Here is a 13,537-nt window from a genome sequence, read left to right as displayed (position 1 = left end):
AGATGCGGATTTACTTAACATCCTTTTATTTATTGACCAGCATTAACTCTACACCGTCTTGCGGTTTCAGTCTCATATCCATCCCGCCATCTATCAGCTGCTTCCGGTTCACCTTCAGCGTCCATTTCTCTGATTGTTCCGGGACATACCCGTTGACGGAAACAATGAGCGTATTGTTAACATTAAATTTCACGACGCCACTTCGTTTCAGCAAGTCACGGACCGTCGTATTATCCTCATATTTGTTGACATAAATACGTCTTAGCCCAGGCTTGGAGCTTCCCCCATTGATGCTAAGAAGCAGCGAGGCCTGCTGTGGAATCGTTGCGTAGCTGCCCACCGTTTTAACATATACGAAAATGACATCGCCTGCTTGAAGCGGGTTGTCCCATGCTGAGGGAGGAAGGTCCTTATCATTCAGCCTAACTCCCCATTCCAACGTGGAGTCGAGCGAAACGTCACCGACCGAAAGAATGGATTTCCTGTCCTCTGAAAACTGGACAATTCCGCTGCTTTCCAAGGCCTGACGCAAAATGATGCCTTTCATATAATCGAAATGGAGGCTTCGTGTCACATCAGGAATATATGTACTGCCGTCAATGTTGAGCGTAATGGTTGGCGGCTGTTTTTCAGTCTTCACCGTTTCCGGGAGGGCGGGTTTTTCAATCGTTCGGTCCGGAGCGCAGGCTGCTGCAAATAGAGCTAACAGGGCTGCTAAGCAAATGATCCATCGTACTCTTCTACGCATCCGAGTGCACCGCCTTTCTAACAAACAGGGAATTCTTCCCCCACTACCATTTTTCCAATATTAACATATTTCATTCAGCAAAAGGAGGCCTCTCTAGAGAGACCTCCATGACTTACCTATACAAATCACAACTATTTAAGTACGTCATGATCGACATAGCGTTCGCCGTTCAGTTCACTGATTAATTCTATAGCAACTTTAGCACCGTCTCCGGCTGTAATAATTGTATGAACACTGACGCCGGCGACCGTTCCTGCGGCCCAAATCCGTGGAATGTTCGTTCGTCCGTTACCATCCGTAGCGATGACTGTCTTGATTCGAGGCTCACGGCCTTCCTTCAATTCAATTCCGGTAGCGTTTGCAAGTTCTGTGATTGCTCCAGTCGCGAGGATAATATGGGATGCTTCATAGCTGCGGCCGGATTCCGTCTTCACCGTAACTTTCGATCCGCCGTTGGTGTCGATAACCGTTACTTTTTCTTCAATAAATTTAGCTCCGAATTTTTCCGCTTGTTCCCGACCAATTTTCAATAAATCCGGTCCCGAAATGTCCTTAGCGCCATAATGGTTCTCTATCCATGCCCGCTTCGTCATGCTGGCATTGCTGTCCAGAACAAGGGTTTCCTTTCCCGCCTTGGCCAGAAACAATGCTGCGCTAGCTCCTGCTGGCCCTGCTCCGATTACAATGATTTCAGCCACAAGTACACCCACTTTCGATTTTTTTATTCATGCCGTCTCCGTCCCCGAAAACGGCACGTCCCTTTACTTAATCCATTGCTCGGCCCAGAATTGAACCTGCTCCATTACCGGACGAAGTGCACGACCTTTGTCGGTCAGTTCATATTCGATCCGGACCGGAGTCTCAGGATAAACGTGGCGGATTAAAACACCTTCACATTCCAAGTCCTTCATCCGCTCGGATAACATTTTATCGCTCATGGAAGGAATCTGATTGGATATATCCTTGAATCGCTTCGGTCCACTCATCAATGTTTGAATGATCAGACCGTTCCATCGTTTACCCAGTAATGAAAAAGCCGATTCAAATCGCGGACACATCGCATGAGAATGCTCATCCATAAATTTCACCTCGTTAATGTAAAAGCCTCTAGTAAAAAAACTTACCTTTAGTTAGTATATTTCATAATAACACATTTATATATGCGAAGTACAGGGGGTAACCTTCTTATCATGTCACTTTTTCATCTAAAGAAAAACGGCTACCTTGGCGGCAGCCGCTAATTAGTATATTCCTTTTTTAGGCAATTATACCCACCACATCTGACCCGCAGAGTCCTCCATCAATACTTGCTGCAAGTTGCGCACTGCCCGTGGCAGCTCAGTGCGATGATGGTCAGACCGCGGGATTCAACCGCCTTCTTGAACCGGTCGCTAGCCGCTTTATTTTCTAGGAGTTCATCGGTATTACAATGGGCGTTTCCCGGATTCCAACCGTTTCCGATCACCACGGCTTTTAGGCCCTTGAGCGGCTACTTTATCCAGTGCCTCCTCACTTATCTCCTCCTATTTTCAGTCAAAATATACTGTTTTGCCCGTTCTTGCCGATTCATAGATCGCTTCTAATATTTCGGTGACTACCAGCGCCTGTTCCGGCTTCACGAGCGGTTCTTTATCCTCCAAAATCGCCTCGACCCAAGCTCTCGCTTCGCGCGTGGCATCAGTCTCCTTCTTACCCTCGAAGAAAGCAACTCCGCCGGCGTCTAAATCCACCTTCGTCTCATACAAACGGCTTAGTCTTTCCCCGTTAATACGAAGGCCGTTCGTCATATCTGCCCCGCCTTCCGTGCCACAAAGCAGCGTCTTGGCTTCTCCGAATTCGACGACGTTAAGAGCCCAGCTTGATTCCAAAATAATGGTCGCGCCATTCTTCATCGTAATAAATCCGAACGCCGAATCCTCTACTTTAAACTGTTCTGGATCCCAAGGACCAAAGGCGTTCGCTGCGTTAGCACGATTTCCAAGCTTGTGGAAAACCGAACCGGTGACACTCTTAGGCTCGTAATTGTCCATCAGCCACAAGGTTAGGTCAAGGGCATGAGTACCGATATCGATGAGCGGTCCACCGCCCTGCTTCTCCTCATCCAGGAAGACCCCCCAAGTCGGCACAGCCCGACGCCGCAATGCTAGTGCCTTGCCTAAGTAAATGTCGCCGAGTTCCCCATTTTCGCACAGCTCCTTCAAATATAAGCTGTCGCTACGGAAGCGATTCTGGTAGGCGATAGACAGCTTCTTGCCGGTCCGTTTGGCCGCATCCAGCATTTGACGGGCCTGCGCAGCCGTCTTAGCCATCGGCTTCTCACACATGACGTGACGGCCTGATTCCAGTGAAGCCACTGTAATTTCTGCATGAGAATCATTCGGCGTGCAGACGTGAATCACATCGACATCGCTTTCTTTCAGCAGCTCCCGATAATCCGTATATACTTTCGCTTCTGGCGCGCCATATTCTGCAGCCGCTTTTACAGCACGTTCCTCCACGATATCACAGAACGCCACCAGTTGTACTTCAGATAGCTGAGAAAGGCTGGGCAGGTGTTTGCCGTTCGCGATTCCGCCGCAGCCGATAACTCCGATTTTCAATGTTTTAGACATTTAATGTTCCCCTTTTCTTGGAATATGCACGTAACCAATCCATACTTACGCTGATGCTTTCGAGCGAGTCGCCCGCGCAGTAATCTTGTTCGACAATAAGCCATTTCACATCTGCAGAAATCGCTGCATCCGCGATTTTATCAACGGCAATCTCTCCTCGTCCAAGCTCCACCGTTTCCGGCGAACCGTCGGCTCTAGTAACCACGTCCTTCAAATGCAGCAGTGGAAGCCGGTCCCGATATGTAACGATATACTCTAGCGGATCGGCTCCGCCAAATGCGACCCAGCAGGAGTCAAGCTCAGCTTTGAGCAGATTGGCGGGAACTTTCTCGTAAATGACATCCAGCACCGGCTTGCCTTGAAGCTTTTGTGTTAATTCAAAATCATGATTATGGTAGCAGAGAATCATTCCTTCCTCCGCACAGCCCTTTCCGATGACTTTCAAGTCTTCGATCACTTCATCCCAGCGATCTCTTTCTTCTTCAGCTAAATATGGAAAAACCAGATAATGATTGCCGATAGCCTTATTAAATGCAATTTCTTCGGCTAAAGCATTCTTGAGGCGATCATACTGCGTATGTGAACCTAAAGCGACCAGTCCTGTTTCCTGCAAAATCTGCTGCACCTGCTCTGCCGTCCGACCGTAAAAACCAGCAAACTCGACTCCTTGATAGCCAAGTTCAGCCACCTTACGCAGCGTTCCTTCAAAATCTTGTTCCAAGTGATCTCTGACCGTATAAAGTTGCAATCCGAGTTGTACCATACTGCTCACCTCTTCATCAAAATTTTATAACTAAAGGCAATCTGCGCTGCTCAGCTTGATATGCCGCCCTTCGCGCGAAGATTGTGCGACTGCGTGCATCGCTTCCAGCACATGATATGCAAGCTTGCCGCTGGCCTTGTGTTCACGATCTTCGGCCATCGCTTTGGCCATATCCTCGATACCACGGCCGCGCTCATTGGGCCCACATTCGAATAACGGCGGAACCACCTCCCATGCTTCCGATCCGGAACGGCGTATTTTGACATCACCATTAAAGCCGTTCGGATCTGGAACCAGCATCGTCCCCTTAGTCCCGTAAATCTCGATCCGAGGCAATGTGCTTCCTCCGGGAATATCAAAACTGGTTACTAGCGTACCGATTGCACCGCCCGTAAAATCAAGCGTGGCGCTATAATGGGTTGGGGTCTTTACCGGGATGAAAGAGCCCGCATTGGGTCCCGACTTCACCGTACGCTCATGAATCTGGATACCTGCCGAGCCGCTAATCCGGGCGATTGGCCCGATCAGGTGCACGAGTGCGGTTAAATAGTAAGGCCCCATATCAAACATGGGTCCTCCACCCTCGGCATAGAAAAATTCAGGATTCGGGTGCCAGCTTTCATGCCCGGCTCCCATCATAAATGCGGTAGCCCCGAGCGGACGCCCGATCAATCCGTCCGCAATCACCTGCCGGCTCGTTTCAAGGCCAGAACCCAGAATAGTATCGGGGGCACATCCGACCCGCAGATGTTTAGCATCGGCAAGGTCAAGCATTTTCCGAGCCTCCTCCAAGGAAATGGATAACGGTTTTTCGACGTACACATGCTTGCCGTGCTCCAGTGCGGCGATGTTTAACGCTCCATGGGATGAAGGGATCGTCAGATTCAGAATAAGCTTGATTTCAGGGGCTTGAAGCATTTCATCCACGGTGTATACGTTTTCAACACCAAATTCCTTAGCCCGTTCACGCGCCTTTTCCGGCAGTTGGTCAGAAACTGCCATTATCTTGATCAAGTCGCTTTGACCTAAATAGGTTAAGTAAGCCGGACTAATATTTCCACAGCCGATGATACCCATATTGACACGTGTCAAATGTCTCAACTCCCCCAAAGCAGTTAATGAAAGCCCTTGCTGATTCCACTACCATGGTATTTCAAAATACCTTGTTGTAAAATGAATAATATGATTTAAACATGAACAATCTGGTTATTATTTTTTGGATTCCTGTGGAGGACAGCTATGGAGGATAATGCAGACCTGAAAATTTTGTTTGCTGGTTATTCGGTGCACCGCAAGCCGTTTCACACGAATCAAGTTGACGGGCCCGTCAATCATTTAATTCGGCTGCAAACCTCAGGAAGATGCCGTGCCCGTTTAAATGGACGGTTGGAGCTTCTCGAAGCGGGGGATCTGCTGCTCTTCGCCCCAGGGGATCATTATGAGTTGAAAGTGGAAGCGGAGCCTAACGGGCTTGGTGAAGTCACCGTCGACAGCGGGGACTATCACATTTTTCTTACTGGAGAATGGATTGAAGCATGGTGGAAAAAGCAAGTCCGGCCGCACCGGATCAAAGTACAGCTGACCGACGGCCTGGTTGGGACTTTTCGGCAGATCATGCTGGAGCAGCGTAGAATTTCAAACCTGGCTCCCGAAATTGCGGAATACTACCTCAAAATTTTGTGTATGGATATTGACCGAAATTTGCAGGAACAGCCGCGGCCCAATTACCCCACTTATTTGGCCCACCGCATCAAAAACTATATCGAAGAAAATGTGGCCTCGCCCTTTAAACTGGAGGATGTGGCCTCCTATGTCGGAATCAGCGTTTCCCGAGCGGTTCATTTATTTAAAGAAACCTTCGGTCAAAGCATCATTCAGTATACGCTGGAAGTTCGCCTGAATATGGCACGTGAAAGGATTATCTTTAGTCCGCTTTCCCTTGAGCATGTTGCCGAGAGTTCAGGCTTTCCCAGCTATAATTACTTTCATAAAGTATTTCGCAAACGTTATGGGATGTCGCCTAAGCAGTTCCGGCAAGCGGCACGAAATAACGGAGGGTAGGGCGAATCTACAAAAACGCCGCCAGTCAAATTGACCGGCGGCGTTTTATTGCAAACCTTTTTTCCTAAGATTGCGTACTATGATGCAGATGCACTCTTCTTTTTCTTTTCATGAGCGTCCCGAGTCCAACGACCGCGACGATGATGAAAAGCTCAAATCCATACTTGATCCATGCGCTAGCAAACCAATCGTGAATCAACGGTTCTTCCACAATCATTTTCGCTGCGGTCCAAGCCAGTACCGCCGCGCCGATCGTAATGACCATCGGGAATCGCTCGGTCAACTTCAGGATCATTGTACTGCCCCATACCATGATCGGTACAGAAACGGCGAGTCCGATAACAACAAGGAGGAAATCGCCATGGGCCGCTCCGGCTACGGCCAATACGTTGTCGAGGCCCATCATGGTGTCGGCGATAATGATCGTGCGAATAGCAGCCCATATTCTATTTCCGGCCTTAATATCATGACTTTTCTCATCAATCAATAATTTGTAGGCAATCCATATTAAGGCAAGCCCCCCAGCCAAGCGAAGCCCGGGAATGTTGAGAAGCTGAACCACAAGCAAGGTCATAATAACCCGCACTACAATGGCACCAACGGTCCCCCAAATGATTACTTTCTTCTGATCTGCTTTTGGAACGTTTCGAGCCGCAAGGCCAATAACGATGGCGTTGTCTCCCGCAAGAACCAAGTCAATAAGAACAATCGATAAAAGTGCTGTCCAAAATTCTACCGTTAAAAGTTCCATCCTTTCTCCCCTTTCTGTTATTTAACCATGCTCAGGACCCACTTTTTAGAAAATCCCCTCTACCCGCTAGAAAACCATAGTGTTTAGATAAAGGTAGTTTTTCTATAGATTAAAGACATATACCAGTGGGTTTACGGGAAGAAACCCTTTCTTTAATCAAAAAATGCGCCGTGTCCATATTGGGCACGACGCATTTATGCATCAAAAAAGACCTTTACCCAATATTCGCAACGGGCAAAGGTCTCGCTAACAACTTAAATGTTGCCAATAAAGCCGGGGGTATGTATACTCCCGTAATGACGACTTTATTGATTATAAGCTACTCCCCTTTGGGAACCAAGCATGTTTAATTAAAGTAATTATAGCACGTACTTTCAATATGCGCCAGCACCAGTTTTTTGAGGACTATTTTGGGTTTTCTGGAAAACACGCTATAATGATAGGGAAACGGAGGGATTATGATGAATCCAACACAATCTGCACGACTGGAGCTAGCAACCTTTGCAGGGGGCTGTTTCTGGTGCATGGTATCGCCATTCGAACAACTGCCCGGCATACATGGCATCATCTCAGGATATACAGGTGGAAATACGGAAAACCCTACTTATGAGCAGGTTTGTGCGGGGCACACAGGTCATTACGAAGCCGTTCAAATCACGTTTGATCCGTCCGTATTTCCTTACAAAAGACTGCTGGAGCTGTATTGGCAGCAAATCGATCCAACGGACGAGGGCGGACAATTTCATGACCGTGGAGAATCATACCAGACCGCTATTTTCTATCATAATGAACAGCAGCGTGAAGAAGCGGAGCAATCCAAACTCGAACTTGCACAAAGCGGTCGCTTCGACAAACCGATCGTAACCCCAATTCTCCCTGCGGCCCCTTTTTATCCGGCTGAGGAGTACCACCAGCAATACCACCGGAAGAACCCCGGGCATTATAAACGGTACCGGAAAGGCTCCGGCCGCGAAGACTTCCTTGAACGACACTGGTCCGGTCCGGCTGACAAGGAGGAACTGCATCGCCGCTTGTCAGGAATCCAGTATGAGGTGACGCAAAACAGCGCCACAGAACGCCCTTTCACCGGCGAGTACTGGGACCACACTGAAGAAGGCATCTATGTCGATATCGTATCTGGAGAACCGCTGTTCAGCTCTCGTGACAAGTTCGACGCCGGCTGCGGATGGCCAAGCTTCACACGTCCCCTGCGGGACTACAACATTAAAGAGAAAAGCGACACCAGCCATTTCATGGTACGCACTGAGGTGAGAAGCCGGATTGGTGATTCCCATCTTGGTCACGTATTCGATGACGGGCCGGAGCCGACGGGACTTCGTTACTGCATCAACTCTGCGGCACTGCATTTTGTCCCAAAAACGGACCTTGAAAAGGAAGGATACGGAGAGTATCTTACTTTATTTGATAGCCCGTCTGAAGAATAAAGATCTAAAAAAAGGGATTCCTAAGCAGGAGTCCCTTTTGCTTTAATCTGAACGATTGCTTATGATGACCCGTTCTCCATCTCGTCAGGATCATGCTCCGCCTTTTTTCGTGCCCGAAACCGCCGCACCTTCATCAGGTTGCCGCACGTTTTGTCGTCGCAGTATTTTTTCGTACGATTTCGAGTATCATCATAAAACACCCAGCGACAGTCCGGGTTGTCGCATATGCGAATTCGTCCGTCTCCTCCTTCAAGTAGGGTTTGTCCAAAGCTTGCAGCGATTTCAGCTAATACCTGCTTCCAGTCGTCGTTTATCGGTGTAAGTTTCAGTTCGATCCCTTCGCCCTCACCCGCAAATTGCCGACGTACCACTCCCAGCTTCATATATTCATTCAACAGCGCCCAATCCTCTGTATTCATTTGACTGTCGTCCGCTAAACGGCTAGCCAGCTCATGTAGCTGTTTCCGAAACTTCCTCATATGAAGGATCTCGTCCTCATCAGCGGGAACTGTTGCTTTAAGACCCCAGCTGCCCAAGAAATATTCCTGCCATTTATCCTGCCCCAGCCGGTCTCCACTCTTTCCGCTTCCACGCCAATCATGCCACTCACTATTCAGAAAATCACTCCATAACCTTTCCAATGCTATAGTCCTCCTATTTTGAACGTAACTATCTATACTACAAATAAGTAGTTACATTTCACCTAGCTTCATGTTATAATCTGATTGTAACCTGTAAATGGTAATTTAGCCAGTTACGATGATAAGGAGGATGCAATTTTGAGTGCAAATGCATTGGATCTGCTGCTCGTCCAAAAAGACAATACCTGGGAGCTTGAGGAATGGATCGTCCCGTTATCCACCGCACTTCAGAACGTGACCACCGAGCAAGCCTTATGGACGCCGCCGGGTGGAGGAAATACGATCTGGCAGACCGTCAATCACATCAATTTTTACAACAAACTCGTCCTCAGTCGGTTAAAAGATACCCCTCCCAGCGTATCAGCACAAACAAACGATGAAACGTTCCAAGTTGCGTATGATGCCGAAGATGTCGAAGCCTGGAATGCCACGCTGGCCGAAACGAAACGCATCGCCCTTGAGCTGCGTGAGACAATCGCTGCTTTGAGCGAGTCCGACTTGGAAGCGCCTTACCGCTCCTCCGGCCCAGAGACAATCGGCCACGCGCTCTCCTGTTGGATGCTGCATGACGCCTATCATTCCGGCCAAATCGTGCTGATCCGCAAAATGCAGGGCTCTTGGAGGTCATGAAATAAGCGTTACTATCCCCCCAAGAATCTAACCAAAAGCCGCTAGTGAGGACGGAAATATTTCAGACATAAGCACACCTCCCAATGAATACAACTACACTTTCATAAGCTCTGACGTGTTAACAAAAAAAACGGCCCGAGCATCAAGCTCGAGCCGTTTTCTCTTTGACCCGGTAAGGCAAATGCAGGGACATTCGCGGTTTCTGTCCGTAGTAGACTGTCCACGTAATCGTTTTGCCTGCAATGAGCACCGCCATAATGGTGAATAGCGTTTCTTTTAGTGGTAAATATATGAGTGAAATCATAAGGACAGAAGCATCCAAAATCATAAACACCGTTCCGATCTTTAAACCGGACCGCTCACTTAACAGCATCGCCAAAATGTCGTCTCCGCCTGTCGCACCGCCAGCCCGAAGCACCAAGCCAGCCCCGATCCCTGTTAACAGACCGGACAGCAATGCAGCCAGCGGCAAACGATCTTGCAGATTCATCGTTAGCGGCGAGAACTGCTCGCACAATTCGTAAAATAACGAAAAGGTCAATGTTGCAATCAAAGTATGGACGACAAATTTTCGCCCCTTCAAGAACCAAGCCAGCAACACAATCGGAAGATCAAGCGCAATTGAGGACAGCGCCGGCGAGAGATTGAACAAATATTTGCCGAGCAAAGCCAGGCCAACGAATCCGCCTTCCGCCAAACCGTTCTGAAAATTGATATGATAGTACGTAAAAGCCAGCAAACAGGACCCGACTATCATTGTTGCCAATGACCTACCGTCAACTTGCCTTTCTGCTTTTTCCCTCATTAGGAATCCCTCTTATCGTAGTTTGGTTGACCTTACGGCAACACCCTACGGAGAAGATCCATGAGGACTTCATCCTTCGCATCATTACACGCCTCTTTCGTAGGGTTGGTTTACCGTAAACCGACGTTCCACGAAAAGAAGCTAAGTATAAGAGAGATCACAACGTTTCCAAATCGTCCTTTGGGATTTCGTCCTTCGGGGACACATGGTATCCTGATCCTTTCTATTGGTTTTGTTTCTATTCATATTATACCACAACGGAAATCATGACTGTACCGTAAAACCGGAAAATAATGAAAATTTCTTTCATTATTTTCAACGATCCTGGCTTCGCAGCAGTCGGTTCACGGTCTCTCGTCTTACACCGATCAGCTGTCCGATCTCCTCTTGGGTTAAATAATCGGTCAAAGGAACACCGTGGGCGTGTTGACCAAGCCATTTGGTGAGCAGTTCCAGACGTTCGGCCGGTGTGCCGACCGTCAAATGGTCCAGCCGCTCCTGCATAAATCGGACTTTCTCCTGAAGCAGCTTAGCCACCTCCAGCGGTTTCTGCGGATCCTCCTGCAGCTCCCGGTACCATTGCTGGGCCGGTATCGCCTCTACTTCGCTGCGCATAAGTGCTGTGGCCGTCCCGTGAACCTCCTTGGGCGAAATCAAGGAATGATGCGGGACCGTCTCGCCCGGATACAAAATATTGAACAGGACAATGTTCCCATTCTCATGCAAGCGTGTCACTTTAAACAAGCCGCTCTTTACGTGATACAAAAACGCACCGTCATCCCCTTGGCGGAACAGGATTTCACCTTTATGCAATATCATCGTATCTCTCCATTCCGGTATATCGCGATTAGAATGATTATAGCAAAAAAGAGCTAGGCTGTCCCGTTCACGGTCAAAGGACATATATCCTCGGACTTACTCTCATGTTTTATTTGTTACTTGGTTGACTTCCTGAGCTATACATACTTGTTACAAGATTGTCAGCATATCGTCTAATTCTCAAGCTTACTTCGGCACGCATATAGTCTCTGGTGACCGTAAAGCTATCTTCATACTCACGGCAAATATATCGGTAACGAATCATTCGATCATCTTTTCCATTTTCAAAAACGCTGATATTTTTTTCCGACAAGGATCTTTTTACTTTGGATAAGTCTGCATAAATGTTTTTGGCAAGAACCTGAGCCACCTTTGAATAAAGTAATCTTAGAGTTTCAGAGGAGTGTTCCACTTCTTGAGCTTTTCTTATGACAATGGAGTGCATGATGGGCAGTAGAACATAATCTCTCATCATATTAATTTCTTCTGTTGTTGGACGACTTTGTTGGACTGCTTTATCATCGAGTCTGTTCTGATATGCTTCTTTATGCTGTGGCAGCATCATTCTGCTGGATTCCCACAATCCGTTTTTTTCAAGTTTTTTGCTCATTTATAATGCCCTCCTATCTTCGTCGACCTATCCGCTGCTTGCCCGGCGTTGGTAAGCGAAGAAGCTCTCATGATTGCGGCGCTCCCATATCGATCTTTTATGCGGTCGGTAGCTTTCTCTAAGGCTCTGGATTTCACCTGATCCTCAAAAAGTGTAAGCTGGTAATTCCCATCATCCACCAGTTGGCTTAATGTTACCCCGGCGCGTCGGACGGGCATTTTGTCCCAATATTTATAGAAAATCATCTTCACTGCCTGGAATACGGCATTTGTATTGTTAGTAGGATCCGGCATCTTCATTTGGCGCGAGAATCCAGTAGGTGCTTCATAGGGGCTGCACATACAACTGACAGTAACTACAGAGCCCATATATCCCTTACGTCGGCAATCGCGGCAAACCTCCTCTGTAAGTTCAAGGAGAACTGTATCCACCTCAGATTTATCATTATAATCCCTAGGCAAAGTCATCATATGGCCCACTGATTTTGGCGGTGCACTAAATGTTCTGGGTGTAACTGGACTATCATCTAATCCGTTAGCCGTTCTCCACATCACCTCCGCGTGAATGTCCGATTGCTTACCAAAGCGAGCTCGAAATTTTTCTTTAAGACTCGGTAATGGTGTTCTGGCAATATCGCCGATTGTATTCATTCCAAGACGAGTAAAATGTGCTGTCATGCGTGAACCGACGCCAAACATCTTATTTACTGGCTCAGGCCAAAGTAAAGTTTCCACGTCTGATTTAGATAAGGTAAATATGCCGTCTTCGTTCTTTTTGGCCCATATATCGGTTGCGATTTTAGCCAATATTTTATTGGAACTTATTCCGATTCTTACCCATACGCCTGTTTGACTTAAAACTTTTTGCTGAATAGATTTTGCAATGGCTATTGGGTCTCCAAAGAAGGGCAGGCTTGCAGTGACATCTAAAAATTGTTCATCGATACTAAAAATTTCAACGAGATCTGTAAACTCCTCATAAATTCTCGTAATCATAAGTGAAATATCTATATAATGCTGCATTCGAGGACGCATAATAACAAGCTCCGGACACTTCCTCAGCGCGTCGCCAAGACGCTCCGCTGTAGTTACTCCAAAGCTCTTTGCAATAGGACAAGCTGCTAAAATGATTCCTGAACGGCGTGCAGGGTCTCCGGCTACAACAACAGGTTTATTCTTACAGCCTGGATGATCCGCCTTTTCAACGCTGGCGTAGAAACTCATGCAATCGGCCAGAAGGATAACTTTCTCACGTTTTCCACTCATCACGACTGCCTCCGCACATTCATCAGTATGGTCATCAGCTCTGCTTTTACCAAACTCCTCAACATGGTGAAATGGTGGATGTAACCGCGAACTTTGTATTCAACATTAATGCCTAGTGCATTGGTATCGATTTTCAAAACTTTAATATTTCGTTTCTTCATCGTACTTTTAATGCTTTGCAATTCCGAATAGATGGAGTTCTCAACATCCCTAAGGTAAAAAAGAACATGATTGAACACAATTCTATCCTTATAGATTTTTAACTCTTGCACATCTCTTGCTAACATATCCAGTAAAATGGGCAGTAACGTGTATTCCTTGATGATTTGAAAATCCTCTTCTGTTTCGATTCTTGGATTAACACTCATATTAACACCACCACAATAC

The 13,537-nt window shown here is 47.3% G+C and carries 16 protein-coding genes and 1 pseudogene; 3 read left to right on the top strand and 14 right to left on the bottom strand.

Annotated elements, in window-relative coordinates; translation table 11 throughout:
- Window positions 1-25: 25 nt before the first annotated feature.
- The 7 genes and pseudogenes from ACFQ3W_RS07830 to ACFQ3W_RS07800 all read right to left on the bottom strand — a co-directional run bounded on the left by ACFQ3W_RS07830 (window position 26) and on the right by ACFQ3W_RS07800 (window position 5,215).
- Complete coding sequence (locus ACFQ3W_RS07830) at window positions 26-748, bottom strand: hypothetical protein (RefSeq protein ID WP_379318334.1); 723 nt, start codon at window positions 746-748, stop codon at window positions 26-28.
- 131 nt (window positions 749-879) lie between these two features.
- A complete protein-coding gene (locus ACFQ3W_RS07825; RefSeq protein WP_379318332.1) occupies window positions 880-1,446 on the bottom strand; it encodes an FAD-dependent oxidoreductase in 567 nt (188 codons plus the stop codon).
- Window positions 1,447-1,509: 63 nt separating this feature from the next.
- Window positions 1,510-1,827, bottom strand: coding sequence for a winged helix-turn-helix transcriptional regulator (locus tag ACFQ3W_RS07820; RefSeq protein ID WP_379318330.1), 318 nt, complete (start codon window positions 1,825-1,827; stop codon window positions 1,510-1,512).
- A gap of 248 nt (window positions 1,828-2,075) precedes the next feature.
- A pseudogene (locus ACFQ3W_RS07815) lies at window positions 2,076-2,265 on the bottom strand (sugar phosphate isomerase/epimerase); the annotation flags it as partial.
- A gap of 12 nt (window positions 2,266-2,277) precedes the next feature.
- Window positions 2,278-3,360 carry a Gfo/Idh/MocA family protein gene (locus ACFQ3W_RS07810; RefSeq protein WP_379318328.1) on the bottom strand — a complete coding sequence of 361 codons (1,083 nt, stop codon included), beginning with the start codon at window positions 3,358-3,360 and terminating at the stop codon, window positions 2,278-2,280.
- Window positions 3,353-4,123 (bottom strand): sugar phosphate isomerase/epimerase family protein, encoded by a 771-nt coding sequence (locus ACFQ3W_RS07805; RefSeq protein WP_379318326.1) that lies wholly within the window; start codon window positions 4,121-4,123, stop codon window positions 3,353-3,355. The genes ACFQ3W_RS07810 and ACFQ3W_RS07805 overlap by 8 nt, the downstream gene beginning before the upstream one ends.
- 30 nt (window positions 4,124-4,153) lie before the next feature.
- Window positions 4,154-5,215, bottom strand: a complete 1,062-nt coding sequence (locus ACFQ3W_RS07800) for a Gfo/Idh/MocA family protein (RefSeq protein WP_379318324.1) — start codon at window positions 5,213-5,215, stop codon at window positions 4,154-4,156.
- A gap of 147 nt (window positions 5,216-5,362) precedes the next feature.
- On the opposite strand from ACFQ3W_RS07800, the gene ACFQ3W_RS07795 reads away from it, so the two are divergent.
- The gene (locus tag ACFQ3W_RS07795) at window positions 5,363-6,184 is read left to right on the top strand and encodes an AraC family transcriptional regulator (protein ID WP_379318322.1); all 822 of its coding nucleotides are present in this window, start codon (window positions 5,363-5,365) and stop codon (window positions 6,182-6,184) included.
- Window positions 6,185-6,248: 64 nt separating this feature from the next.
- Here the strand turns inward: ACFQ3W_RS07795 and ACFQ3W_RS07790 are convergent, their stop codons facing one another.
- A complete protein-coding gene (locus tag ACFQ3W_RS07790) occupies window positions 6,249-6,935 on the bottom strand; it encodes a TerC family protein (protein WP_379318320.1) in 687 nt (228 codons plus the stop codon).
- A 461-nt stretch (window positions 6,936-7,396) separates the two neighbouring features.
- Between ACFQ3W_RS07790 and msrB the strand changes: the two genes are divergently transcribed.
- Complete coding sequence (gene msrB / locus ACFQ3W_RS07785) at window positions 7,397-8,380, top strand: peptide-methionine (R)-S-oxide reductase MsrB (RefSeq protein ID WP_379318641.1); 984 nt, start codon at window positions 7,397-7,399, stop codon at window positions 8,378-8,380.
- Between the two features lie 59 nt (window positions 8,381-8,439).
- On the opposite strand, the gene ACFQ3W_RS07780 is transcribed toward msrB, so the two are convergent.
- Window positions 8,440-9,021 (bottom strand): CGNR zinc finger domain-containing protein, encoded by a 582-nt coding sequence (locus tag ACFQ3W_RS07780; protein WP_379318318.1) that lies wholly within the window; start codon window positions 9,019-9,021, stop codon window positions 8,440-8,442.
- A 138-nt stretch (window positions 9,022-9,159) separates the two neighbouring features.
- On the opposite strand from ACFQ3W_RS07780, the gene ACFQ3W_RS07775 reads away from it, so the two are divergent.
- Window positions 9,160-9,651 (top strand): DinB family protein, encoded by a 492-nt coding sequence (locus ACFQ3W_RS07775; protein WP_379318316.1) that lies wholly within the window; start codon window positions 9,160-9,162, stop codon window positions 9,649-9,651.
- Between the two features lie 142 nt (window positions 9,652-9,793).
- Here ACFQ3W_RS07775 and ACFQ3W_RS07770 read toward each other — a convergent pair whose 3' ends face one another.
- The 5 genes from ACFQ3W_RS07770 to ACFQ3W_RS07750 all read right to left on the bottom strand — a co-directional run bounded on the left by ACFQ3W_RS07770 (window position 9,794) and on the right by ACFQ3W_RS07750 (window position 13,518).
- The gene (locus ACFQ3W_RS07770) at window positions 9,794-10,408 is read right to left on the bottom strand and encodes a YitT family protein (protein WP_379318639.1); all 615 of its coding nucleotides are present in this window, start codon (window positions 10,406-10,408) and stop codon (window positions 9,794-9,796) included.
- A gap of 363 nt (window positions 10,409-10,771) precedes the next feature.
- Window positions 10,772-11,275, bottom strand: coding sequence for a Crp/Fnr family transcriptional regulator (locus ACFQ3W_RS07765; RefSeq protein WP_379318314.1), 504 nt, complete (start codon window positions 11,273-11,275; stop codon window positions 10,772-10,774).
- A gap of 109 nt (window positions 11,276-11,384) precedes the next feature.
- Window positions 11,385-11,885, bottom strand: a complete 501-nt coding sequence (locus tag ACFQ3W_RS07760) for a hypothetical protein (RefSeq protein ID WP_379318312.1) — start codon at window positions 11,883-11,885, stop codon at window positions 11,385-11,387.
- Window positions 11,882-13,150, bottom strand: a complete 1,269-nt coding sequence (locus ACFQ3W_RS07755; RefSeq protein ID WP_379318310.1) for a DNA polymerase IV — start codon at window positions 13,148-13,150, stop codon at window positions 11,882-11,884. The genes ACFQ3W_RS07760 and ACFQ3W_RS07755 overlap by 4 nt, the downstream gene beginning before the upstream one ends.
- On the bottom strand, window positions 13,150-13,518 hold the full coding sequence (locus ACFQ3W_RS07750; RefSeq protein WP_379318308.1) for a hypothetical protein: 369 nt from the start codon (window positions 13,516-13,518) through the stop codon (window positions 13,150-13,152). Before ACFQ3W_RS07750 ends, ACFQ3W_RS07755 begins: the two co-directional genes overlap by 1 nt.
- Window positions 13,519-13,537 lie beyond the last annotated feature (19 nt).

Origin of the sequence: Paenibacillus puldeungensis, assembly GCF_042678945.1 — a bacterium.
GTDB classification, from domain to species: Bacteria; Bacillota; Bacilli; order Paenibacillales; family Paenibacillaceae; genus Fontibacillus; species Fontibacillus puldeungensis.
The sequence above is the reverse complement of the archived record's forward strand: the minus strand, read 5'-3'. Positions and strand labels throughout refer to the sequence as shown.

Excerpts from the sequence above, each read along its gene's own strand:
- ACFQ3W_RS07830 (WP_379318334.1), bottom strand. The coding sequence starts at position 748 with ATGCGTAGAAGAGTACGATGGATCATTTGCTTAGCAGCCCTGTTAGCT.
- ACFQ3W_RS07820 (WP_379318330.1), bottom strand. The coding sequence starts at position 1,827 with ATGGATGAGCATTCTCATGCGATGTGTCCGCGATTTGAATCGGCTTTT.
- ACFQ3W_RS07810 (WP_379318328.1), bottom strand. The coding sequence starts at position 3,360 with ATGTCTAAAACATTGAAAATCGGAGTTATCGGCTGCGGCGGAATCGCG.
- ACFQ3W_RS07805 (WP_379318326.1), bottom strand. The coding sequence starts at position 4,123 with ATGGTACAACTCGGATTGCAACTTTATACGGTCAGAGATCACTTGGAA.
- ACFQ3W_RS07795 (WP_379318322.1), top strand. The coding sequence starts at position 5,363 with ATGGAGGATAATGCAGACCTGAAAATTTTGTTTGCTGGTTATTCGGTG.
- ACFQ3W_RS07790 (WP_379318320.1), bottom strand. The coding sequence starts at position 6,935 with ATGGAACTTTTAACGGTAGAATTTTGGACAGCACTTTTATCGATTGTT.
- msrB (WP_379318641.1), top strand. The coding sequence starts at position 7,397 with ATGAATCCAACACAATCTGCACGACTGGAGCTAGCAACCTTTGCAGGG.
- ACFQ3W_RS07770 (WP_379318639.1), bottom strand. The coding sequence starts at position 10,408 with ATGATAGTCGGGTCCTGTTTGCTGGCTTTTACGTACTATCATATCAAT.
- ACFQ3W_RS07765 (WP_379318314.1), bottom strand. The coding sequence starts at position 11,275 with ATGATATTGCATAAAGGTGAAATCCTGTTCCGCCAAGGGGATGACGGT.
- ACFQ3W_RS07760 (WP_379318312.1), bottom strand. The coding sequence starts at position 11,885 with ATGAGCAAAAAACTTGAAAAAAACGGATTGTGGGAATCCAGCAGAATG.
- ACFQ3W_RS07755 (WP_379318310.1), bottom strand. The coding sequence starts at position 13,150 with ATGAGTGGAAAACGTGAGAAAGTTATCCTTCTGGCCGATTGCATGAGT.
- ACFQ3W_RS07750 (WP_379318308.1), bottom strand. The coding sequence starts at position 13,518 with ATGAGTGTTAATCCAAGAATCGAAACAGAAGAGGATTTTCAAATCATC.